This window comes from Streptomyces sp. HUAS MS02, from assembly GCF_055702265.1.
In genome coordinates this window covers 3,524,557-3,544,986 of the sequence record NZ_CM146747.1, presented here as the reverse complement: position 1 = coordinate 3,544,986, position 20,430 = coordinate 3,524,557, and the positions used below count along the sequence as shown (strand labels likewise).

The following is a 20,430-nucleotide window of genomic DNA, read 5'->3' as shown; positions in this document are numbered from 1 at the left end:
GAGCCTAACGAGTCGGGCAGGTACCGGTGTCGCAGTCACCCGGAGTCCGGTACACCCACCCGTACCGCCGGTCGTACACCCATCCCGTCAGCTCGGCCCCACCGCTTCCGCAGCCCGAGCCGGGCTGCCGGTGGGCGCCCCGCCACTTCGCGGCGGTGAGCACGGCGGTGCGCGCGAGCCGGGCTCCCGCCGGGGTGCTCAGCCGGTGCGCGAGCGGCCGGTGCTTGCGCAGCGCCCACAGACACACGATCCAGGCGGCGGACCCCCGGTACACCTGCCCGCCGTCCCCCACGATCGTGATCTCCTCCAGCGTCGCCGAGTGATCGAGCGACGGGAACCGCTGATGCGCCTCCTCCGAGCCTGCCGCGACGAACGTCAGCGGCACCAACTGCCGCTGCCTGCCCAGCCACTCCCGCAGGAAGGTGCACAGCCCGCACCCGGCGTCGTAGAGCACGGTGAGCCCGTGGACCGGGACGCGCTCGGCGCCCCGGTCCACGGTGGCCGGCCCGGCCGTGGCGCTCATACGCGTCCGGTCGGAGCGACCGGAGGGGCCCAGCCCTGCGGCGGGACCGGCGGCAGCTGCTCCCGCTCCATGACGCCCCGCCGCCGAAACTTGTTCAGCACGAACACGTTCCCCAGGTGCAGCGCGCCGAGCACGAGCAGCACCACGCCGAGCTTCGCCGACACCGCCTCGAACACCTCACGGGGGCTGGTGATGGCGCCGTCGGCGTTCAGGTACAGCGCCACGAAGCCCAGGTTCACGAGATAGAACCCGACCACCAGGAGATGGTTCACCGCGTCCGCGAGCGTCTCGTTCCCCCGCAGCACGTCCGAGAGGAAGATCCGCCCGTTCCTGCTCAACGTCCGCGCCACCCAAACCGTCAGCCCCACGCTGACCAGCGAATAGACGACGTACGCGACGACCGTGAGATCCATGTCCCCACCCCTCAGCAGCATTCTTGAACGCGTTCAAAGCGTTCTGGGGGAGACTGTAGCGCTGTTTTTGAACACGTTCAACCGATCGATCCGTGAACCGATCATCCGGTGCGGGCGAGCTCCGGCCGCTTGCTGTAGTCGGTGAGGCCGATGACGTTCCCCCAGGGATCCGCGAACTCGACGGTCCATCCGGTGGCGACCGAGAAGGGGGCGTCGAGCGGCGACACGCCCGCGGCCGCGAGGGCCCGCGCGGCGGCCCGCGCGTCGGGCACCTCCAGCCACACCCGCGCGGACGCCCACACGGGCGGCCGCTGCCGCAACTCCTCCTCCACCCGCAGTAGCAGTCCGGGAGTCTCCTTGCCGACCTTCAGCCCCGCGATCCCGGCCTCGTCCAGCCGAAAGCCGACCTCGAAGCCGGCCCGCTCGTAGAAGGAGACGGCTTCGCCGAGGTCGCCGACGGGGAAGAGGATGTTGTCGAAGCCGAGCAGGTCGTACGACTCATTGTCTGACATGTCGTCAGATTAGATCGCCGGGGTCTGTATCGGTGGGAGCGACAGCACTCGTGCCGTGGGGCTGGCGGTGCCCTGATGTCGTGAGGGGCTCGGCAGGGTCGCCCCGTGCCGAGCCCCTCACCCGGTGACGCGGTCAGCCGATGGCGATCCGGGTCTTCCAGTAGCTCGCGGGAGCCACGATCTCCGTACCCGAGCCCGCCAGGACGGCCTTGCCGCCGGCGTAGAAGCGGACCGAACCGTCCGAACGCACCGTCCAGACGTCGGGAATGGCATCCCCGTTCGCGTCCGGGGTCCCGATCAGCAGCGGGATGTTGGCGCTGGACCAGCCGGCGGAACCGTACTCGAGGTCGGTGCCGCCGGAGGAGTCGGCGCCGGAGGACAGGGAGTCCAGGTCGGTGCCGCCGCCGCTCGCCGCCTTGCCTTTGCGGAGCTTGAGCTGGGCATGGACGTCCGTGCGGTACACCATGTCCGTCACTCCGTCGCCGGTGATGTCCAGGACGGTGACGATGTCGCGTTCGGTCCAGGTGGACGCCGCCAGGCGCGTGGCCTGGTCGATGGTGGCGCCGTGGTAGCCGGTGAGGGCCCAGAGTTCGTCGCCCGCGGTGGCGAAGAAGTCGGTACGGCCGTCGCCGGTGGCGTCACCTGTGGACACGATCTGCGTCAGCGAGGCCGGGCTGGGAGCCCCCTCGGGCAGCAGGATCTCCACGCGCTTGTCGATGTCGACGGCACCGTAGCCGTCGCCGGGATACACCCACAGTTTGCCGCCGACGCGCACCACCAGGTCCTGAAGACCGTCACCGCCGTAGATGTCCCCGTTGTGGGTGATCAGGGCGCCCTTGAAGTGACCGGAGGGCGCGGCGACATACGGTGGAAGGTCGTCGCCGTTCGGATCCTTTGCCGGGTTGGACCGGTAGGCGCCGGCCATCGAGTAGTCCAGGTCGCCGGAGCCCTTGGTGAGGTCGTCGGTGGCCTGGGAGGGGTAGAGGGCCAGATTGCCCGCTTCGGTGACGACCATCAGGTCAGGGAGCTTGTCCCCGGTGAAGTCGCCGGGTGAGTCGGCCTGGTCGCGGGGGCTGACGTAGAAGAAGTACTTCGTGGGCTGCGACACGTTGCCCGCGCTGTCCACGGTCCGCACGTACAGAACGTTCGGACCGGCGGTGGGCGGCTTGGCATTCGTCAGTGTCGCGCTGACTGTGGTCGCGGTACCGGCCTTCCGGTCCAGGTGGAAGGGGTAGCTGGGCGCGTTGAACCCGTATTCGTACCGCTCGACATCCGTGTTGAGGGCCCGCACGGTGAACGCGCCCGCCGTACCGAACTTCTTGGTGCTCCACTTCGAGTCGTCGGCGCCACTACCGAAGCCGTTCTCGTCGGTGTCGGCGTTGGGGAAGTCGGTGGAACCGACCTTGGGCGATTTGGGCGCGGACGTGTCGAGGACGAAGCGGCACGGTGTCTTGGCCGGGGAGAACCGGGAGGACGCCTCCGCGTCGTCCCAGGCGCGCACCCGCCAGGAGTAGAGGGTGCCGTTGGTCAGCTTGCTGGTGGGAAACTCCTTCGTTGTCCTGAGCGCCGTGTCCTTGTCCGATCCCACGGACACTTTGCCGGTTGCGCCGAGAAGGTCACCCGTCGTCGCCCACTTGCCGTGCGGCCACAGGTCGAAGTCGAGGAAATCAAGGTTCTTGTCCTTGTCGGACGCCTTCGCGGTGAACGTCAGACTTCCCGATCCCATCCGGGCGTACGGCTGGGTCGTGGTGCACTTGGCGTCCGGGCCGAGGTCGAGCGAGGTGGGAGCGGTGGGCTTGCGGTTGTAGACGAACTCCCATTGCAGCAGAAAGCCGGATGGGCCGGACCCCGACGGAAACATCGTCTACCGTGCATTGGCTGCGAACGACGATCCTTCAGCTGGGTTGACGGCTAGGGACCCCGGTAACGTAGGGGTTAGCCCTCTGTCGCATGTTGCTGGAAAGAAGATGTCGCCATGGATATCAATGACTAAGAATCCGGCCATTGCATTCGGTAAGTACAATCAAGGTCATGGGGTGATTGCAGTTGATTTGAGGCGCATTCCGTATAGTTACGTTGATATATCTTCAGGGCCGTTCCCGTCGAGTAGGAGACATAGCTCCTATGCCAGGAAGGACTCGGAGGTCTTGATCTGGCGGAATATCCCGGCAGGGGCGATCGTTGGGCACTGGCCCGGAGGGTGATTATGGCTGAGTTGCTAGAGCTTCTAGATGAAGCATGGGATGACGAGTCTGGGTTCCTCGGGAAGCTCAGATCTGGGGAGTTCGATCTAGATGCTGGCGAATCGTATGTATCGCTGCTTTCTCGGATTCCTCCGATAGGCGACACTGTGGATTCAAGGCTGGTGCAACTCATCTGGTTCGCGCCCATGTTCATCGAGTGGCAGATGGAGCGCGCGGCTAAGAATGAAGATGAGGTGAGGCAGCTCACTCGAATTGCGACTCAGGTTCACGAAGCTGTTTCCAGTGTTCTCGGTGTTCCGTAACTGATTACTTGCTTCCGCCTGAGAGTTTCGGTAACCAAGGCGGAGCGGCGGGTAGAAGCTGAAGTGCTCTGAACGCTCGTACACAGTCATGGTGGCCCACCGGATCGCTTTCGGCGGGCCACCACGCGATGGTCAGAAGGTGCAGCCGCCCACCCGCCGGTTGCTCACCGCGATGTCGTCCATCCTCATTTCGAACGCCGCCGGGGCCGGGTTCGCCTGGTACAGCTGCCAGCCCAGCTTCAGTTTGTCGAAGGTGGGGAAGGTGAAGTCGTCCGACGTGCCGCCGTGGTTCTTTGTGGAGACGGTCAGGTCGGGCTGGGGTACGCCGTCCAAGTAGACCGTGACGCGGTTGTCGGTGGCGTCCAGGTGGAACTCCGCGCACTGCCACTTCCCCGCTACGGCCGGCGAGGTGGTCTTCCACGCCGTCCAGTCGCCCGTCGGGCCCAGGTCCGAGCCGACGCCCCAGAAGTTGCCCTTGTCGGTGGGGGCGTACTGGCCGCCGAGGGGGCGGACCAGGGTGGGGGAGTCGGGGCCGGAGGCCTCCGCGAGGGTCCAGTGGGCCCAGTCCGGAGCGATCGGGAACTCGGTCACGCGTAGCCGCATACGGGCCCAGAAGCTGTTGCCGCGCGGGGCGAGGTCGGACAGGACCATGAAGGCGCGGCCGTTGCCCTCGGTGTGGACGCGGAGTTCACGGCCGTGGCCGGTGGAGCTGGGAGCGACGGTCAGGGTGCCGTTGGAGGTGTCCGTGGTCCAGCCCCGGCCCTGGGTCACCGGGCCGAGGGGGAGGCGGTCGAAGTTCTCCCGGGCGAGTGTGCCGCCGTACGTGTGGCTGGAGGGGGCGTGCGGGGCGGGGGTCGCCGAGGCAGTGGGGGGTATCGCGATCAGGACCGCGGCCGCGGCCGACAGTACGGCCGCGGCTTTCCTCAGGTTGGTCATGGGGGTCATGGGGGCAGTGTGTGATCGACTTCCCCATCAGTCACGGACGTTGGACGCGATCCAGCCAAGCGGCGATGTACCGCCGCGACCCGAGGGCAGGGGCGTTGGTGCCCGCCTATGCCACGACCACCCGGGTCCCATTGAAGTTCGCGACGATCTCCAGTTCCCCGCCCAGTGCCTCCACATAGGCCGCGACCGTCCCCACCTCGGCGGACTCGGTCCTGCCGCGTTCGATGGCGGATACCCGCTCCTGGCGCACGTGCATGCGGTCGGCCACCTCGCGCTGGGTGAGGCCGAGTTGCCTGCGCATCTCGGCCAGCCGGTGCGCACGTGCCTCGGCGACCATGCGCCGGGCACCCGCCATGATCTCGTCCAGGTCCTCGGTGTCGAAGACCTCTGCCTTGACTTCGTCCCATGAGTGAAAGCCGGTCATCGCTCCGTCTCCTCGTGACGTCGCCGGTCCAGGTGGTCCAGCCACTCGGTATAGCGTTCCTCGGCCAGGGGGATGGCGCGGCGATACCACGCCGTCCATCGTCCCGCCTTATCGCCCGCGACCAGCGGCACGCAATCCGTGCAACCAGTCGCGCACCTCTCCGGTCATTTCCAGATGCCAGGGTCAATCGTGCCGCCGGCCGGACGGGGATCACCCGATCGAGTGCCCTCCGCGCTATCCACCGTCGCGCGGCTCACGCCCCCGAGAGGAGTCCCTGGCGCTGTCGTCGTTGAGATCGCGTCACTCTTCGTTGCGCCCCCTTGCTCGGTGCGCGCTTGTTCGTCCCGGTCGGCCATTTCGCTGAGGCGCCGAACCGGTATGCGCGGAAGTCCTGTTGGGGGCGGTGGGCGTTGCGCGGAGTGGAGGGGGTTTTCTGGGAAAGTTCCACGTCAGCCCCCTCTGTCGTACAGTGCGCGGACATGTCAGGCCCCTGGGTGTCCGGGGCGAGGGCGACGGGTGTCGAGGGAGGGGAGCCGCGCAGGCAGTGACCCGGTCCTTCGGCGAGTGGAGAAGGGGTGGGCGTCGATGGTGGGTGCGCGGAGGAGACGGATGACGGCCGTGGTGGCCGTCGCACTGGGGCTGCTGCTCGGTGGATGCGGTGAGCGGGCGGCCTGGGCGGAGCGGAAGCCCGCGTACGGCGACCTGCGGGAGCTGCCGGAGGAGCTGGACGCCGACGGTACGACGATCCGCGTCGGGGACCCGCACGCGCCCGTCACCCTCCGTCTCTACGAGGATCTGCGCTGCCCCGCCTGCGAGGAGTACGAGCGGACCGGCGGTCCGGCCGCGCGTGAGCGGACGCTCGCGCGCAGGGTGGTGACCGAGTACACCCTCGCTTCCTTCCTGGACGACAAGCTGGGCGGCAGTGGTTCGAAGAAGGCGGTGAACGCGCTGCGGGCCGCGTTGGAGGAGGGCAAGTTCGCCGAGTACCACGCGGTGCTCTACGAGAACCAGCCCGAGGAGATCGTCGACGGCTTCACCGACGCGTACCTGCTCGAACTCGCCTCCGAGGTGGAGGGGTTGCGCGGGCCGGCGTTCGACTCCGCCGTCAGGACCATGAAGTACCGCGACTTCGTGGCCAGGTCCGAGAAGGCCTTCGATCGGATGGCCTCCGGCACGCCCACCGCCGTCATCAACGGAAACAGGGTCCGTGAGGCGTACTCCGGGGTCCTCTACGAGGAGGTGGCGTTCGGCCGGTTGCTCGACGCCGTGGAGAAGGACCCGGAGGGGTGGGAGGAGTACGGGCCCATGTCGGAGGATCTGGACTGACTGTCGGTCCTGTCGGTCCTGTCAGAGCGGCCCTCACGGAGGGAACGGAACCCTGCAGACCGGCTATCTCCCCTACGAGGGCGACCGTATGCTCGCAGTCATCCTCAGCAAGGCGATGCTGCTCGCCAAGGACACGGAGATCACGGACCCGACGATCGTCAGCCAGCTGCGATCAGGGATTGTGACTCCGCCCACATGCGGGAGTCGGGGCGGGACCGGCCGAAGTAACAACTTCTCTCCGGGCCCTTGCCTCCTGCAATATGACGGACAGCCCATAGAGTTTTCAGCCGCTCAAGCAAACAACACGCAGGAGTCAGTACCGTGACCGAGCAGCCTCAGCAGCCCGCTCAGCCCCCGCAGCCGCCGCAGCCCGGATACGGGTACCCGAACGCCGCCCCCGGCCAGCCGAGCGCCGGCCCGTACGGGGCTCCGCAGGGCGGCTACCAGCAGCCGGGCGCGGGCCAGCCCGGCTACGGCTACCCGCAGCAGGGCGGCTACCCGCAGCAGGGCGGCTACCCCCAGGGCGGCTACCAGGTGCCCCCGACGCCGGGCGGCGCGTACACGGGTGACCCCAACGCCCCGTACGGGTACGACCCGTACGGCCGCCCGTACTCCGACAAGTCGAAGATCGTCGCGGGCGTCCTCTCGCTGTTCCTCGGCGCCTTCGGCGTCGGCCGCTTCTACATCGGCCACGTCGGCCTCGGTGTCGCACAGCTCCTCACCTGCGGCGGCCTCGGCATCTGGTCGCTGGTCGACGGCATCATCCTGCTCACCAGCAGCAACACCACGGACTCCAACGGACGTGTCCTGCGTGGCTGAGCGCGGCCTCAGCACCCTCCGGCATCCGGCGGCGGCCCCCCTCGCGGTGGCCGCCGCCGGGCTGGCGGGCGCCGCGTACCTGTACGGCACCAACCCGCACGAGCCCGGCCATCTGCTGCCCCAGTGCCCGTTCCGCTATGTCACCGGGCTGCTCTGCCCCGCCTGCGGCGGCACCCGCATGGTGTACGACCTGATGCACGGCCAGTTCACCGCGGCCTGGCACGACAACCGGATGCTGCTGCTCGCCGCGCCCTTCGCGCTCGCCCTGCTCGGCCGCTGGTTCGTCGAGGGGCTGCGCGGCCGCCGCTGGCGCCCCGGGCTCAAGCCCCGCACGCAGGCGCTGATCCTGGGCGTCGCCGTGACGTGGACGATCGTCCGCAATCTGCACTGAGCCGGCCCGCACCGAGCCCGCACCGAGCTCGCGCCGAACCCGCACCGAGCCTGCACCGAGCCCATGCGACACCCGTAAATCCCTTACGCCCGCTTTATCTTGCTCAGTTGTCGCAAGTTGGCTGGAATCGGATCACGGAATCGGAACGATCGCCCTCATCCACTCCCATCCGCCTCCTGCGTCTCATTACGCTGCAACAGCTACAGGGGGGATGACGGGGGATTACGTCGTGCTCGATCGCTGGCCGGTGTTCGCCGTGCCCGGACGCAGCAGGTTCTCTGCCACGCCTTTCCTCCTGTGATCGCTCCCGGAGCAATCCGCTTCGGTATCTCAGTCAGTAATCCAGGAGTTACTTCCATGACCGTCCCCACCCCTGACGCTCCCTTCGGCCACGACCCGCAGGGTCGCCCGTACTCCGACAAGTCGAAGATCGTCGCCGGTGTTCTGCAGCTCTTCCTCGGCACGCTCGGCATCGGTCGTTTCTACGTCGGTTCCGTCGGCGTGGGCGTCGCCCAGCTCCTGACCTGCGGTGGTCTGGGCTTCTGGTCCCTGATCGACGGCATCCTGTTCCTCACGAGCAACGACCGCACCGACTCCCAGGGTCGTGTCCTGCGCGGCTGAGTGCGGAGGATCGCCGCTCAGGTGATCGACCGAAGGGCCTCGTCCACCCCGGAGCTTCCCGCAAGGCTCCGCGCGGGGATGGGGCCCTCGTGCGTCAGCCCTGTACCCGGCCGGGCCACGCGTTTTCCCTGCCGGGTCACACGGACACCCTGCCGTGAGAACGGCTACGGCAATCTCCGCACCGCCGCCCCCGCGCCCGCCGTATTCCGTGGTCCGGAGCGCCCCGGACGCTGACGCGCGCCCGGCGGCGCCCCCATGATGGGTCACGGAGGGGGACATGTCCGTGACGCTCAGCGGTCGCCCGGCCCGGCGCGGTGTCGCCGAGGTGTTGCTCGGACCCGCCAGACCCGTACCGGTCGGCGTGGTCGGCCAGACCGAGGAGCGGATCGCGCGCTTCAGCGCGTACATCCGGATCGGCTTCGTCGTCCTCGTCTATCTGCCGGTCTTCGGCTGGCACCGACTCGCCCATCCCGTACTGGCGTTGGTCGCGGCGATCGCCGCGACCGCCGAGGCCGTCTGGTTCCTGCTGCGGGCCTTCCGGGGCCGCGACCTCACCCGCGACCCGGTGCTGGTGTGGGGCGATGTGGTGTTCACCCTTGTCCTGATGGTCGTCGGCTCGCGCGCGGCCGAGCCGTACGAACGCAACGAGATGACCACCGAGCTGGTGCCGTTCGCCCTCGGCTCGTCCGCGACCGTGGCGTTCGCGCTGGGCCTCACCCCGAGGGCCGTCGGCGCGCTGCTCACCCTGATGACGTGCTGGACGCTCTCCGTGCTCCCGCACGTCACCCTGAAACTCGGCTCCGACCTGCTTGGCTTCACCATCTGGTACTTCCTCGCCCTGCGCGTCGCCCAGCAGTTGCGGGTGCTCGCCGTCCGCACCGAGGACCTCCAGCAGGCCGCGCTGATCACCCAGCGCCGGGCCGCCGAGGAGGAGGCACGCGCCGCGACCGCCCGGGAGCGCGAGCAGCACCACCGGGAGATCCACGGCCGACTCGTCCCCGTCGTCCAGCGGGTCGCCCGGGGCGAGAACGGGCCCGCCCTCGCCGCCTCCGCCCAGCGCGCGGTCACCAGCGCCAGACGACTGATCGACCCCCGGGCCGGCGGCTCGGTCCCCACCGATCTCGCCCGCCAACTCGACGACATCTGCGCCGAGTTCACCGAGGAGGGGCTCGTCGTCGACGAAGTGCTCCGGATCCACCGCGAACCGCCGCCCGACATCGCCCAGACCCTCCTGGCGGCGACCCGTGAGGCCCTGCGCAACGCGCTCAAGCACAGCGGCACCCGCGCGCCCGTCCATCTGTACGCCGTCGCCGACGCGGCGGGCGTGGAGATCTCCGTACGGGACCGGGGCGCGGGCCTCTCCCCGGGCGGGCCCCGGCCCGGCGGGGGCCTGTCCGGCACCTACGCGGCGGTCGGCCGGGCCGGTGGCGCGTGGACCCTGACCCCGGCGGCCGGAGGGGGCGCGCGGGCGACGTTCTCCTGGCCGTGGCCCGAGGAACAGCGCGAACGACGGGACCGGGACACGAAGCCGGCGCGGGACGCGCGGCAGGCGCAGCACACGGCACAGGCACGGGACACGAAGCAGGCGCGGGAGGAAGGGAACGCATGACCGATGTCCAGGCCCGGGAAGAGGTCGGGCCGTCACCCGGGGCGCGGGCCCGGGTCGCCGTCGTCGAGGACGAGACGATGACGACCTCGCAGATCGTCGGCCAACTCGCCGCCGCACACCTGCCCGTGGTCGCCTGTGAACAACGGGTCGAGGATCTGCCGGAGGACCTGGTCGCCGACGTGGTCGTCTGCGATCTGCATCTGCCGGGCCGCTCCGGGGCCGACGCCGTGGGGCATCTGGTGGAGCGCGGCCTGCCCGTCGTCGCCACCACGGGAGCGGCGATGCGGGAGGAGGCGCTGGAGGCCGTCGCCGCCGGGGCCCGCGGCTTCATCGAGAAACGCGGCCGGGCCACCGACCGGTTCGCGGCGGCCGCCCTCGCCGTCGCGGACGGCGGCTGGTACGCCGACGCCCATCTCGCCGCGTACTTCCTGGACGACCTCGACCTCAACCCGCTCCTCGGCGAACGTCTGCGGCTCGACGACAAACGGCTCCTGGAGGCGCTGGCCCGAGGCGACCGCATGGAGGACGTCGCGGCCGAACGGCGCCTGCGATTACCGGAGGCGGTGGCACAGCTCGGTCGGCTCTTCGAGGCCGAGGTGCGCCACCGGGCGGCCTTCCACCTGACTCCCCGCGAGAAACAGGTGATGATCGCCGTCGGCTGCCGGGGCCTCACGTACAAACGGGCCGCGGCGGAGCTGGGCATCGAGGCCAACACCGTGGCCCAGCACATGGAGAACATCCGGGACAAGTACTGCCGCACCCACCCCGGCAGCGAAGGCGTCCGCAACACGTCCGCGGCCACCCGCTGGGCCTGGGAACTCGGCTACTGCCAACGGTAGGCGCGGCCGGCGACCCCGTACATCCCGGTTTTCGAGGATGGCCGCGCGGCCCGCGACGGGCGAAGGTGGAGGGCACGGGGGACACGGGGGACACCGGAAAGACGGAAGGCCCGCGGACCACTGGGTCCGCGGGCCTTCCGACATCACGACCGGTACGGGACGCCTGTCCGTGACCGGCGGCGGATCAGAAGCGGCGCGTGATGAGCGCCCGCTTCACCTCCTGGATCGCCTTGGTGACCTCGATACCGCGCGGGCAGGCGTCCGTGCAGTTGAACGTCGTACGGCAACGCCACACGCCGTCACGGTCGTTGAGGATCTCCAGCCGCTGCTCGCCGGCCTCGTCGCGCGAGTCGAAGATGAAGCGGTGGGCGTTGACGATCGCGGCCGGACCGAAGTACTGGCCGTCGTTCCAGAACACCGGGCACGAGGACGTGCACGCGGCGCAGAGGATGCACTTCGTGGTGTCGTCGAAGCGCTCACGGTCCTCGGCGGTCTGGAACCGCTCACGCGTCGGCTCGTTGGTGTCCTTCGTGATCAGGAAGGGCATCACGTCCCGGTACGCCTGGAAGAACGGCTCCATGTCCACGACCAGGTCCTTGAGGACCGTGAGGCCCTTGATGGGCTCGACCGTGATCGGCTTCTCGGGGTTGATGTCCTTGATCAGCGTCTTGCAGGCCAGACGGTTCTTGCCGTTGATCCGCATGGCGTCCGACCCGCAGATGCCGTGGGCGCAGGAACGGCGGAACGTCAGCGTGCCGTCCAGGTCCCACTTGATCTTGTGCAGACCGTCGAGGACGCGCTCCTTGGGGTCGATCTCCAGCTGGAAGTCTTCCCAGACCGCCTCGGCCGCGACCTCGGGGTTGAAGCGGCGGACCCGGAAGGTGACGGTGATGTACGGGGACGCGGCGGAGTCGGCCTCGACCTTGTCCAGAACGGGGGTAGCCATCAGTACTTACGCTCCATCGGCTGGTAGCGGGTCTGGACGACCGGCTTGTAGTCGAGGCGGACGGTCTCGGAGCCGTCGTCGCCGACCTCGCGGTACGCCATGGTGTGACGCATGAAGTTGACGTCGTCCCGGTTGGGGTAGTCCTCGCGGTAGTGACCACCGCGGGACTCCTTGCGGGCCAGCGCGGAGACGGCCATGACCTCGGCCAGGTCGAGCAGGTTGCCCAGCTCGACGGCCTCCAGCAGGTCGGTGTTGAACCGGCGGCCCTTGTCCTGGATCGCCACGTTCTTGTAGCGCTCGCGCAGCTCGGTGATCTTCTCGACGGCCGTCTTGATCGTCTGCTCGGTGCGGAACACCATGACGTTGGCGTCCATGGTCTCCTGCAGCTCGCGCCGCAGCTCCGCCACGCGCTCGTTGCCCGTGGAGGAGCGCAGCCGCTCGATCTGCTCGACGACCAGGGACTCCGGGTTCTCCGGCAGCTCGACGAAGTCCGCCTTCTGGGCGTACTCGGCGGCCGCGATGCCCGCCCGGCGCCCGAACACGTTGATGTCGAGCAGCGAGTTGGTGCCGAGACGGTTGGCGCCGTGCACGGAGACACAGGCGACCTCACCGGCGGCGTACAGACCGGGGACGACGGTGGTGTTGTCGCTGAGGACCTCACCCTCGACGTTCGTCGGGATGCCGCCCATGGCGTAGTGCGCGGTCGGCTGGATCGGGATCGGGTCCGTGTAGGGCTCGATACCGAGGTAGGTGCGCGCGAACTCGGTGATGTCCGGGAGCTTGGCGTCCAGCTGCTCCGGCGGGAGGTGCGTGAGGTCGAGGTAGACGTGGTCGCCCTCGGGTCCGCAGCCGCGGCCCTCACGGATCTCCGTGTAGATGGAGCGGGACACGACGTCACGGGACGCGAGGTCCTTCATGACCGGCGCGTACTTCTCCATGAAGCGCTCGCCGTCCTTGTTGCGGAGGATGCCGCCCTCACCGCGGGCGCCCTCCGTCAGCAGGATGCCCATGCGCCAGATGCCGGTCGGGTGGAACTGGAAGAACTCCATGTCCTCCAGCGGCAGTCCGCGACGGTAGACGGCGGCCTGGCCGTCACCGGTCAGGGTGTGCGCGTTGGACGTCACCTTGAAGAACTTGCCGCAGCCGCCGGACGCGTAGATCACGGCCTTCGCCTGGAAGATGTGGATCTCGCCGGTCGCCAGCTCGTACGCCACGACACCGGCCGACTTCTTGACGCCGTCGACCTCGGTGATCAGCTGGTCCAGGACGTAGAACTCGTTGAAGAACTCCACGCCGTGCTTGACGCAGTTCTGGTACAGCGTCTGGAGGATCATGTGGCCGGTGCGGTCGGCCGCGTAGCAGGACCGGCGGACCGGCGCCTCACCGTGGTTGCGGCTGTGACCGCCGAAGCGGCGCTGGTCGATCGTCCCGTTGGGCGTCCGGTTGAACGGCAGGCCCATCTTCTCCAGGTCGAGGACGGAGTCGATGGCCTCCTTCGCCAGGATCTCGGCGGCGTCCTGGTCGACCAGGTAGTCACCGCCCTTGACCGTGTCGAAGGTGTGCCACTCCCAGTTGTCCTCCTCCACGTTGGCGAGCGCGGCGGCCATGCCGCCCTGCGCGGCGCCCGTGTGGGAGCGGGTGGGGTAGAGCTTGGTCAGCACGGCGGTGCGGCTGCGCTGCGTGGACTCGATGGCCGCGCGCATACCGGCGCCGCCGGCGCCGACGATGACGGTGTCGTACTTGTGGATCTTCATGATCGGTTGCCTCAGCCCCGTGCCTAGCGGATGTTCGGGTCGAAGGTGAAGATCACCAGCGTGCCCAGCAGGATGGTGAACACCGTGGCGGTGTAGAGCAGGCCCTTGAGCCACAGCCGGGTGTTCGCGCGCTCCGCGTAGTCGTTGATGACGGTACGCAGGCCGTTCGCGCCGTGCAGCATCGCGAGCCACAGCATCAGCAGGTCCCAGGTCTGCCAGAACGGCGAGGCCCAGCGACCCGCGACGAACGCGAAGCCGATCTTGGAGACGCCGCCGTCGAGGACGAGCTGGATCAGCAGGTGGCCGATGACCAGGACGACCAGGACGATGCCGGACAGACGCATGAAGAGCCACGCGACCATCTCGAAGTTGCCGCGGGTCGACCGGGGGGTCTTCTTGGTGCGCTTGCGGGGCGGCTCGATGACGGGGGCCGGGTTGTCGGGGCTGTAGCCCGACAGGTCCCCGGCGCCCTCGACGGGGCCGATGCCGGAGGCGGTGGTTTCAGTGGCGGACATCTGCCTCAGCTCCCGAAGACTTCACGGACGGCGTGGCCGAGGACGGGGTACAGGGCCCCGATCATCAGCACGAGCCAGATGCCGACGACGGACCACAGCATCGTCTTCTGGTGACGGGGGCCGTTGGACCAGAAGTCGACGGCGATGACCCGAAGACCGTTGAGCGCGTGGAAGAGGACGGCGGCGACGAGGCCGTACTCCAGCAGCGCGACGATCGGCGTCTTGTACGTGGCCACGACCTTGTCGTAGGCGTCGGGGGAGACGCGGACGAGAGCGGTGTCCAGCACGTGTACGAACAGGAAGAAGAAGATGAGGACGCCGGTGACTCGATGAGCCACCCAGGACCACATTCCTTCCCGGCCGCGGTACAGCGTTCCAGCCGGCACGGAAGAACCCTCCGGGAGCGGGGATTGGGGCCGGCCGGCTTGCTTGTCGGTCTGACCCGGCCGGGTACGGTCCACCGGCCCCGGCCATGGTAGCGACGTCGTTGCACTTGGCTTAAGCCGGGAGGGTTGGTGTGATCAAACTGGCATACAAAGGCGCACGTAAGGGTTAGTACCGGGTGCGGCGGGGTGGGGGCGGGTTCGGATTCCGGGTGCGGGTGGGTGGGGGTTGTTCGCGCGGTTCCCCGCGCCCCTGGAAAGCGCGGTCCTCTGCGCACCCGATGAGGCGCGGGTTCCCGCGGTCTACGGGACCGGGCAGGTGTTCGTGGGGCTGACCTGGGTGGTCAGGCGGGTTCTTGCCAGGCGGCGTAGTTCCTCGGCCACCACCACGCGCTCCTCCTCCGGGTCGTTCGAGAGGCGGGAGCGGATGCCCTCCAGGGTGCGGTCGAGGAGTTCGTCCGGGTGGCTGGTGTCCAGGGCGATGACGAAGACGTGGCCGAAGCGGGCCTCGTACGCGGCGTGCGCGGCGTTGAGCGCCGTGTGGGCGACGCCGTAGGTGTCGTCGGGCAGGACGGGCAGGGTCTCGCCCGCCAGGGCCTCCGCCAGGTCCGCCGGCGTGAGGTCGTACGCGGCCTCGTCGGACGCGGCGAGGAGGGCGTCCAGGTCCGGGTAGGGCCGGTGGTCGGTGAGGCGGTGCGCCCAGCGCAGGCTGCGCAGGCAGGAGAGCAGGGCCTGCCGGGCGGTCTCGGCGGGGGCGTGGTTGAACCGCTCCAGGGCCGAGGGGCCGGGAGTGTGGGCCTGCTCCGGGACGGCGACCTGGCCGGGGAGGTGCGGAAGACGGTGCGGAGGCAGCGTGGGTCCTCGGCGGTGCGTAGGGGTCGGCTGGGCAGGCTGTGCGAAAGGTGCCACCACGTTATCGAGGCGGTTCATGGGCTGTCCGTTCGATGCCCGAAATTCACCCGGACGGGAGAGTTTCGGAACCTGTGGTGGACGGTTCGGGCGGGGGGACGTCGTAGGTTCGAGAAGGGGGCTCGGCGGAGAGTCGGGAGTGAGGCCGGGGACAGCGCGTGGCGAGAGGTGTGTGAGATGTCGTGGACGGCGAGCGGGACAAGGGCGGGCACGGGGACCGGGGGTCTGTCGTGAACCGAGGCCGGCGCAGGGCACCCCGCAGGAAGACGGCGATCACGTCGAAAGGGTTGCTCCTGGGCACGGGAGTGGTGCTGGCGGGCGGTGCGGTGGCCGTGGCCGTGACCGTGTGGCCGGGCGACGGTAAGGGCACGCCCAGCGGCTCGGGGCCGTCGCCGGAGCCGTCGTCCGTGAGCGCCGCCGGGACCACGCCCTCCGCGTCCCCCTCGCCGTCACGCACCTACCCCCTGTCGACGAAGCCGCGGACCATCCCCGCCGTACGGCAGCACGAGGCCGCCCGCGGCCCCGGGTGGAAGCCCGCCGACGGGGGCCGGGTCGTCGTACGGAACGCCGCGCTGGCCGACGAGGGGCGGCTGACCGCCGGGGAGCTGGGGCTGGCGTACGCCGGGGAGGCCCGGCCCCGGGCCGGGGACGTGGAACTGGCGCTGACCGGGGCCGACGCGCCGAGGTCGGAGGCGTACACCCTCACCGTGGAGGACGGACGCGTGCGGATAGCCGCGCCCGCCGAGGCGGGGGTCTTCTACGGCACGCGCACCCTGAAGCAGGAGGTGCGCGGCGGCGGTACGGCGCCGGAGGGTGTCGTCCGGGACGAGCCGGCCAAACCGCAGCGCGGGTTCATGCTGGACATCGCGCGCAAGCACTTCACGGCGGGCTGGATCGAGGACCGCATCCGTGAGCTGGGCGATCTGAAGTACAACCAGCTCGGCCTGCACTTCTCCGACGACCAGGGGTTCCGGATCGAGTCCACGAGCCACCCCGAGGTGGTGTCCCGGCAGCACCTCACCAAGGCCCAGGTGAGGAAGATCCTGGACCTCGCGGAGAGCCGCCACATCGAGGTCGTGCCCGAGATCGACTCGCCCGGCCACCTGGGGGCCGTGATCGCGGGCAACCCGGGACTGCAGCTGAGGAACGCGCAGGGTGTGGCCGCGAGCGGGGCCGTCGACATCTCCAACCCCCGGTCCGCCGAGGTCGTGGACGAACTGCTCGACGAGTACGCCGACCTGTTCGACGGCGCGTACTGGCACCTGGGCGCCGACGAGTACCGGGCGCTGATGACCTCCGACCCCGAGGCCTCGTACCCGCAGCTGGCCGCCGCCGCGCAGCAGAAGTACGGCGCCGGCGCGACCGTCGCCGACCTCGCCACCGGCTGGCTGAACGACCGCGCCAAGGTGATGCGCGGACACGACCGGACCGTCCGGGCCTGGAACGACGGGTTCTTCCGGGGCGGCTCGGTCCAGGCGGACAAGGCCATCCAGGTCGCGTACTGGACGGGCAAGGAGATCGGGGCCCGGCCGCCGATCGAGTACCTGAGCGCCGGGCGACAGGTGATCAACTACAACGACGAGTACCTGTACTACGTCCTCGGCGAGCCCAACCAGTTCGTCTACCCGACCGGGCAGCGCATCTACGAGTCCTGGACCCCCCGGGTGCTGCGCGGCACCACCGCCGTGCCCGCCCAGTACGACGACCAGATCCTCGGCGGCTCCTTCGCCGTCTGGTGCGACCTCGCGAACCGGCAGACCGAGGCGCAGGTCGCGGCGGGCGTCCGGATGCCGCTGCGGGCGCTCTCGCAGAAGCTGTGGGACCCGGGGAAGCCGGGCCCGACCTGGGCGCAGTTCCGAGAGCTGGCGGGACAGGTGAGCTGAGCCGCGGGGCGCGGGCCCGTGTGCCGACCGGCACCGGCCCGCGCGGCGATCGGCGATCGGTGACCGGCGTCAGGGAATCAGCTGGACGGACGGTGCCCGTGAACCGTATGTTCCGCCTGTTCGATTGCCGAGCGTGAGGGTCTGGGGAGGACCGCCGTTCGGCCTGTTCCGATCATCCGATCACAACGGTCAGGACGGTCACGACGATCACGATCGTCCGATCACACGGGGGCTCCACGATGAATTGTGCGCGCTGCGCAACCTATGCCGCGGCACCCGGCGGTGAGCTGTGCCGACAGTGCGAGGCGGCGGATCTGCACCCCGCGCCGGCGCCCACGCCCGCGCACGCCGCCGTCCCGCATCCGGCGGCACCGGGGCTCCCCGCCCACACGGCCCTGCCGATCCAGTCCCCGCACGGCCCCGCGTGGCTGCGGTCGCCGGTGGTGCTGGGGCGTGCGGCGGCGATCCTGCTCGGAGTGGTCGCCGTGACCGACCTGGTCGCGGTGTGGGCGGATCTCGTGATGCTCGACGTGCTGGGAAGGATGACGGAGGGGGAGTACGGGTTCAGTGTCGAGGCGGACGCGGACCGGGCCGACCGGCTCAGCGGTCTGACCGGAAGCGCGCAGATGCTCGCCTATCTCGTCACCGTCGTCGTCTTCCTGATCTGGTTCCACCGGGTGCGGGTCAACGCCGAGGTGTTCGAGCCGTTCGGCCACCAGAAGAGGCGGGGCTGGGCCATAGCGGGCTGGATCGTGCCGATCGTGAACCTCTGGTACCCGCGCCGGATCGCCCTGGACAGCTGGGACGCCAGCAGCCCGTCGACGAAGCCGCGGTCGCACGCCCTCGTCAACGCCTGGTGGACGATGTGGATCATCGGCGGTGTGGCGAACCAGGTGAGCGGCCTGGCCCTGCGCCGGGCGGAGACGGCGGAGGAACTGCAGACGGCCACCGAACGTGTGCTGTTCGCGGACGCGTTCGAGATCCCCACCGCCGTGTTCGCCATCTTCTTCGTCCTCGCCCTCACCCGTATGCAGGACGACAGGGCGCGGAGCGGGCCGCGTGCGGAGCCCGAGCCCGTGTCCGCCCTCTGAAACCGTCCACCTTCGCGGCTGTCTGGGGGGACGCGGGCGGATTGCCCGATTCCGGGGGCGAGTCGCCGTACGGGTGTGGTCTATTCCCGGTATGGGGTACTGGGGGTACTACGTCGTGGGCAGAAGCGAGCGGCCGCTCGCGGAGCTGGACGCGCTGGCGGGGGCCGAGGCCATGACGCTGTGCGTGACGGCGGACGACGGCTGGCAGATCTGGGCGTACCCGACGGGCGCGCCGGGTACCGGGGCGGCCGGGGGCACCGGCGATGTCGGCAACATGAACGCGCTCGCCCGGGAGACGGGGGCGCCCGCGCTGTTCGGCTACGTCATGGACAGCGACTGTGTGGTCGTGGAGGCGGCGGCGCCGGAGAGCGGGGCGTGGACGACGTGTCTCGCGCGGCGTGCCATGGCCGCCTATCTGGGGGACGGTGAGGGGCTCACGGTCGAGGACTACTTCCTCGAACCGCGCGACGCCGCCGAACGCGCCGTCGCCTGGGCCGCGGAGGCGGGACGGGTCGTCGTCGAGCGTTCCCTGGCCGAGGTGTTGACCTCAGAGCCTGGACCAGCGGACCCCTTGGCTGAAAACATTCTCTTCCGGTTGCTCGACCGGCTCGGGATCGTCCCTCTGTGACACTCCCGCGTCGTCGCACGCAGTAAGGGGAAGTGCGGGCTCCGTATAACCGGGGCACGATCGAGCAGGATCTAGGGGAGGCGCGATGAGCCTGGTGGAGCTGTTGGCCCAGGCCGACGAACGTGGTCTGGCGGCCGGCGGGTTGGCTTGTTTGGACCGTTGCGTACCGCTTCTCGGGGGTGACGACGAGGTCCTGCGTCCCTTGTGGGCGGGCCTGGTGGACGAGGGGGAGGAGTGGGGAGAGCGAGTCGCGAAGATACGCGGCGAACTGACGCCACCGCACCCCTCCGACCCCGGCTCCGACGAGGGCGGTGAAGGTGACGGCAGTGGTGACGGGGGCGAGGAAGTCGTCCTGCTCGCCCGCCGGATGCTGGACGCGGTCCCCGGGGAGCGGTCCGGTGAGGGGCTGCGGGAGTGGGCGGAGGTGTGCTCCGTCTCCGCGCTGCGGATCCATCAACTGCTCGACCCGCTGGACACCGGGGGCGCCGACTCCGTGGCGGCGTGCCGGGAGGGCCGTACCGAGGGCGCGTCCCATCTCGTCGCCGCCGAACTGCGTCGTCAGGTCGCGGTGTTGGAACTGCTCGCCCAGCACGGCGCGGCGGGGCTGCGGCAGGCGCTCGGCGTCGCCACGGAGGGGCGGCGGGTGCTGCGGGCGGTCGTGTCACGGCGCGCGCGAGGCGCGCAGCGGTAAACCTCGTTTCCTGGCGGGTCCTGTGGGTGTCCTGGGGCCGCGTGTGGCGGTCCTGCGCCGGTGTCGGGGACAGGCCGAAATCGCGAAACGTCTCGTGCCGGGCGGGCGCTTTCCCGAGTGTGAGCGCACAGCAGACATTCAGTTTGGTCGGTACCCCGGGCGCGCCGGTGAGCCGCGGGAACCGGCCCGGTAGTGCGGCGAAGCCCCTTCGGTGGGCCGCCGACGCGGTGGCGATGATGCGGGAAGGGGCGCGGGTGCGCCTCGACTACTCGACGCAGAGCCTGTGGCGGGTGGACCGGATGATCGAGGAGATCCGCCGGGAGGGAGCGCCGTACGCCGCCGTGGAGGGGACGTTGCGGGGTTTCGGCGCGTACGCCGGTGAGGTCGTCGTCCGCTGGGCCGGCGGCGAGTGGGTCGAGTCGGACGGCGGCTACTGGGTCCGCACCGGGGACGGCCGCTTCTGGGACCCCTTCGACGAGGCCCGCCGGTGCTACACGGGGGAAGGGTCGCTGCGGCTGCTGTGCCGCGATGCGATGCCCTCCGGGTGAGGGCGGGTGGGGCCGGGGGCGGTGTCGGGTGCGTTGTCGGGCGCGGGTGGGTGGGGCTTCTCGCGCAGTTCCCCGCGCCCCTGAAAAGCAGGGGCTGCGCCCCGCGCTTTTCGCCCCTGAGCGGCCGTAGGCCTTCAAGGGGCGCGGGGAACTG

At 69.7% G+C, this 20,430-nt stretch carries 21 protein-coding genes and 2 pseudogenes; 12 read left to right on the top strand and 11 right to left on the bottom strand.

Going from position 1 to position 20,430, the window contains the following annotated elements; genetic code table 11:
• Window positions 1-4 precede the first annotated feature (4 nt).
• From ACZ9QC_RS15065 to ACZ9QC_RS15040, 6 genes and pseudogenes are all read right to left on the bottom strand, one after another.
• Window positions 5-523 carry a thiol-disulfide oxidoreductase DCC family protein gene (locus ACZ9QC_RS15065; RefSeq protein ID WP_472920605.1) on the bottom strand — a complete coding sequence of 173 codons (519 nt, stop codon included), beginning with the start codon at window positions 521-523 and terminating at the stop codon, window positions 5-7.
• Window positions 520-936, bottom strand: coding sequence for a hypothetical protein (locus ACZ9QC_RS15060; RefSeq protein ID WP_467340588.1), 417 nt, complete (start codon window positions 934-936; stop codon window positions 520-522). Before ACZ9QC_RS15060 ends, ACZ9QC_RS15065 begins: the two co-directional genes overlap by 4 nt.
• 101 nt (window positions 937-1,037) lie before the next feature.
• The gene (locus ACZ9QC_RS15055) at window positions 1,038-1,448 is read right to left on the bottom strand and encodes a VOC family protein (RefSeq protein WP_472920604.1); all 411 of its coding nucleotides are present in this window, start codon (window positions 1,446-1,448) and stop codon (window positions 1,038-1,040) included.
• Window positions 1,449-1,581: 133 nt separating this feature from the next.
• Window positions 1,582-3,264 (bottom strand): annotated as a pseudogene (locus ACZ9QC_RS15050) (DNRLRE domain-containing protein); the annotation flags it as partial.
• A gap of 822 nt (window positions 3,265-4,086) precedes the next feature.
• Window positions 4,087-4,890 carry a hypothetical protein gene (locus tag ACZ9QC_RS15045; RefSeq protein WP_472921694.1) on the bottom strand — a complete coding sequence of 268 codons (804 nt, stop codon included), beginning with the start codon at window positions 4,888-4,890 and terminating at the stop codon, window positions 4,087-4,089.
• 115 nt (window positions 4,891-5,005) lie between these two features.
• Window positions 5,006-5,323 (bottom strand): helix-turn-helix domain-containing protein, encoded by a 318-nt coding sequence (locus ACZ9QC_RS15040; protein WP_467340582.1) that lies wholly within the window; start codon window positions 5,321-5,323, stop codon window positions 5,006-5,008.
• A gap of 609 nt (window positions 5,324-5,932) precedes the next feature.
• On the opposite strand from ACZ9QC_RS15040, the gene ACZ9QC_RS15035 reads away from it, so the two are divergent.
• From ACZ9QC_RS15035 to ACZ9QC_RS15005, 7 genes and pseudogenes are all read left to right on the top strand, one after another.
• Window positions 5,933-6,649 carry a DsbA family protein gene (locus tag ACZ9QC_RS15035; protein ID WP_472920603.1) on the top strand — a complete coding sequence of 239 codons (717 nt, stop codon included), beginning with the start codon at window positions 5,933-5,935 and terminating at the stop codon, window positions 6,647-6,649.
• Between the two features lie 55 nt (window positions 6,650-6,704).
• Window positions 6,705-6,818, top strand: a pseudogene (locus ACZ9QC_RS15030) (DUF7737 domain-containing protein); the annotation flags it as partial.
• A gap of 152 nt (window positions 6,819-6,970) precedes the next feature.
• A complete protein-coding gene (locus ACZ9QC_RS15025) occupies window positions 6,971-7,468 on the top strand; it encodes a TM2 domain-containing protein (protein ID WP_472920602.1) in 498 nt (165 codons plus the stop codon).
• A complete protein-coding gene (locus ACZ9QC_RS15020; protein WP_472920601.1) occupies window positions 7,461-7,859 on the top strand; it encodes a DUF2752 domain-containing protein in 399 nt (132 codons plus the stop codon). Before ACZ9QC_RS15025 ends, ACZ9QC_RS15020 begins: the two co-directional genes overlap by 8 nt.
• Window positions 7,860-8,216: 357 nt before the next feature.
• Window positions 8,217-8,480: a TM2 domain-containing protein gene (locus ACZ9QC_RS15015; protein ID WP_326578332.1), complete on the top strand. Its 264-nt coding sequence runs from the start codon at window positions 8,217-8,219 to the stop codon at window positions 8,478-8,480.
• A gap of 277 nt (window positions 8,481-8,757) precedes the next feature.
• The gene (locus tag ACZ9QC_RS15010; RefSeq protein ID WP_472920600.1) at window positions 8,758-10,089 is read left to right on the top strand and encodes a sensor histidine kinase; all 1,332 of its coding nucleotides are present in this window, start codon (window positions 8,758-8,760) and stop codon (window positions 10,087-10,089) included.
• Window positions 10,086-10,928 carry a response regulator gene (locus ACZ9QC_RS15005; protein WP_472920599.1) on the top strand — a complete coding sequence of 281 codons (843 nt, stop codon included), beginning with the start codon at window positions 10,086-10,088 and terminating at the stop codon, window positions 10,926-10,928. Before ACZ9QC_RS15010 ends, ACZ9QC_RS15005 begins: the two co-directional genes overlap by 4 nt.
• A gap of 184 nt (window positions 10,929-11,112) precedes the next feature.
• Here the strand turns inward: ACZ9QC_RS15005 and ACZ9QC_RS15000 are convergent, their stop codons facing one another.
• The 5 genes from ACZ9QC_RS15000 to ACZ9QC_RS14980 form a co-directional block, all read right to left on the bottom strand.
• A complete protein-coding gene (locus ACZ9QC_RS15000; protein ID WP_472920598.1) occupies window positions 11,113-11,874 on the bottom strand; it encodes a succinate dehydrogenase iron-sulfur subunit in 762 nt (253 codons plus the stop codon).
• Window positions 11,874-13,628 (bottom strand): succinate dehydrogenase flavoprotein subunit, encoded by a 1,755-nt coding sequence (gene sdhA, locus ACZ9QC_RS14995; protein WP_472920597.1) that lies wholly within the window; start codon window positions 13,626-13,628, stop codon window positions 11,874-11,876. Before sdhA ends, ACZ9QC_RS15000 begins: the two co-directional genes overlap by 1 nt.
• A gap of 23 nt (window positions 13,629-13,651) precedes the next feature.
• On the bottom strand, window positions 13,652-14,143 hold the full coding sequence (locus ACZ9QC_RS14990; protein WP_472920596.1) for a succinate dehydrogenase hydrophobic membrane anchor subunit: 492 nt from the start codon (window positions 14,141-14,143) through the stop codon (window positions 13,652-13,654).
• A gap of 5 nt (window positions 14,144-14,148) precedes the next feature.
• Window positions 14,149-14,493 carry a succinate dehydrogenase, cytochrome b556 subunit gene (sdhC, locus tag ACZ9QC_RS14985; RefSeq protein ID WP_045562912.1) on the bottom strand — a complete coding sequence of 115 codons (345 nt, stop codon included), beginning with the start codon at window positions 14,491-14,493 and terminating at the stop codon, window positions 14,149-14,151.
• A 336-nt stretch (window positions 14,494-14,829) separates the two neighbouring features.
• Complete coding sequence (locus ACZ9QC_RS14980) at window positions 14,830-15,456, bottom strand: 2-oxo-4-hydroxy-4-carboxy-5-ureidoimidazoline decarboxylase (RefSeq protein WP_472920595.1); 627 nt, start codon at window positions 15,454-15,456, stop codon at window positions 14,830-14,832.
• A gap of 209 nt (window positions 15,457-15,665) precedes the next feature.
• Here ACZ9QC_RS14980 and ACZ9QC_RS14975 point away from each other — a divergent pair, with 209 nt between their 5' ends.
• The 5 genes from ACZ9QC_RS14975 to ACZ9QC_RS14955 all read left to right on the top strand — a co-directional run bounded on the left by ACZ9QC_RS14975 (window position 15,666) and on the right by ACZ9QC_RS14955 (window position 20,276).
• Window positions 15,666-17,318 (top strand): beta-N-acetylhexosaminidase, encoded by a 1,653-nt coding sequence (locus tag ACZ9QC_RS14975; protein WP_472920594.1) that lies wholly within the window; start codon window positions 15,666-15,668, stop codon window positions 17,316-17,318.
• Window positions 17,319-17,557: 239 nt separating this feature from the next.
• Complete coding sequence (locus ACZ9QC_RS14970; RefSeq protein ID WP_472920593.1) at window positions 17,558-18,409, top strand: DUF4328 domain-containing protein; 852 nt, start codon at window positions 17,558-17,560, stop codon at window positions 18,407-18,409.
• A 91-nt stretch (window positions 18,410-18,500) separates the two neighbouring features.
• Window positions 18,501-19,037, top strand: a complete 537-nt coding sequence (locus tag ACZ9QC_RS14965) for a hypothetical protein (RefSeq protein ID WP_472920592.1) — start codon at window positions 18,501-18,503, stop codon at window positions 19,035-19,037.
• A gap of 85 nt (window positions 19,038-19,122) precedes the next feature.
• On the top strand, window positions 19,123-19,728 hold the full coding sequence (locus ACZ9QC_RS14960) for a hypothetical protein (RefSeq protein ID WP_472920591.1): 606 nt from the start codon (window positions 19,123-19,125) through the stop codon (window positions 19,726-19,728).
• Window positions 19,729-19,895: 167 nt separating this feature from the next.
• Entirely contained in the window at window positions 19,896-20,276 is a 381-nt protein-coding gene (locus ACZ9QC_RS14955) for a hypothetical protein (protein WP_472920590.1), read from the top strand.
• Window positions 20,277-20,430: the final 154 nt, after the last annotated feature.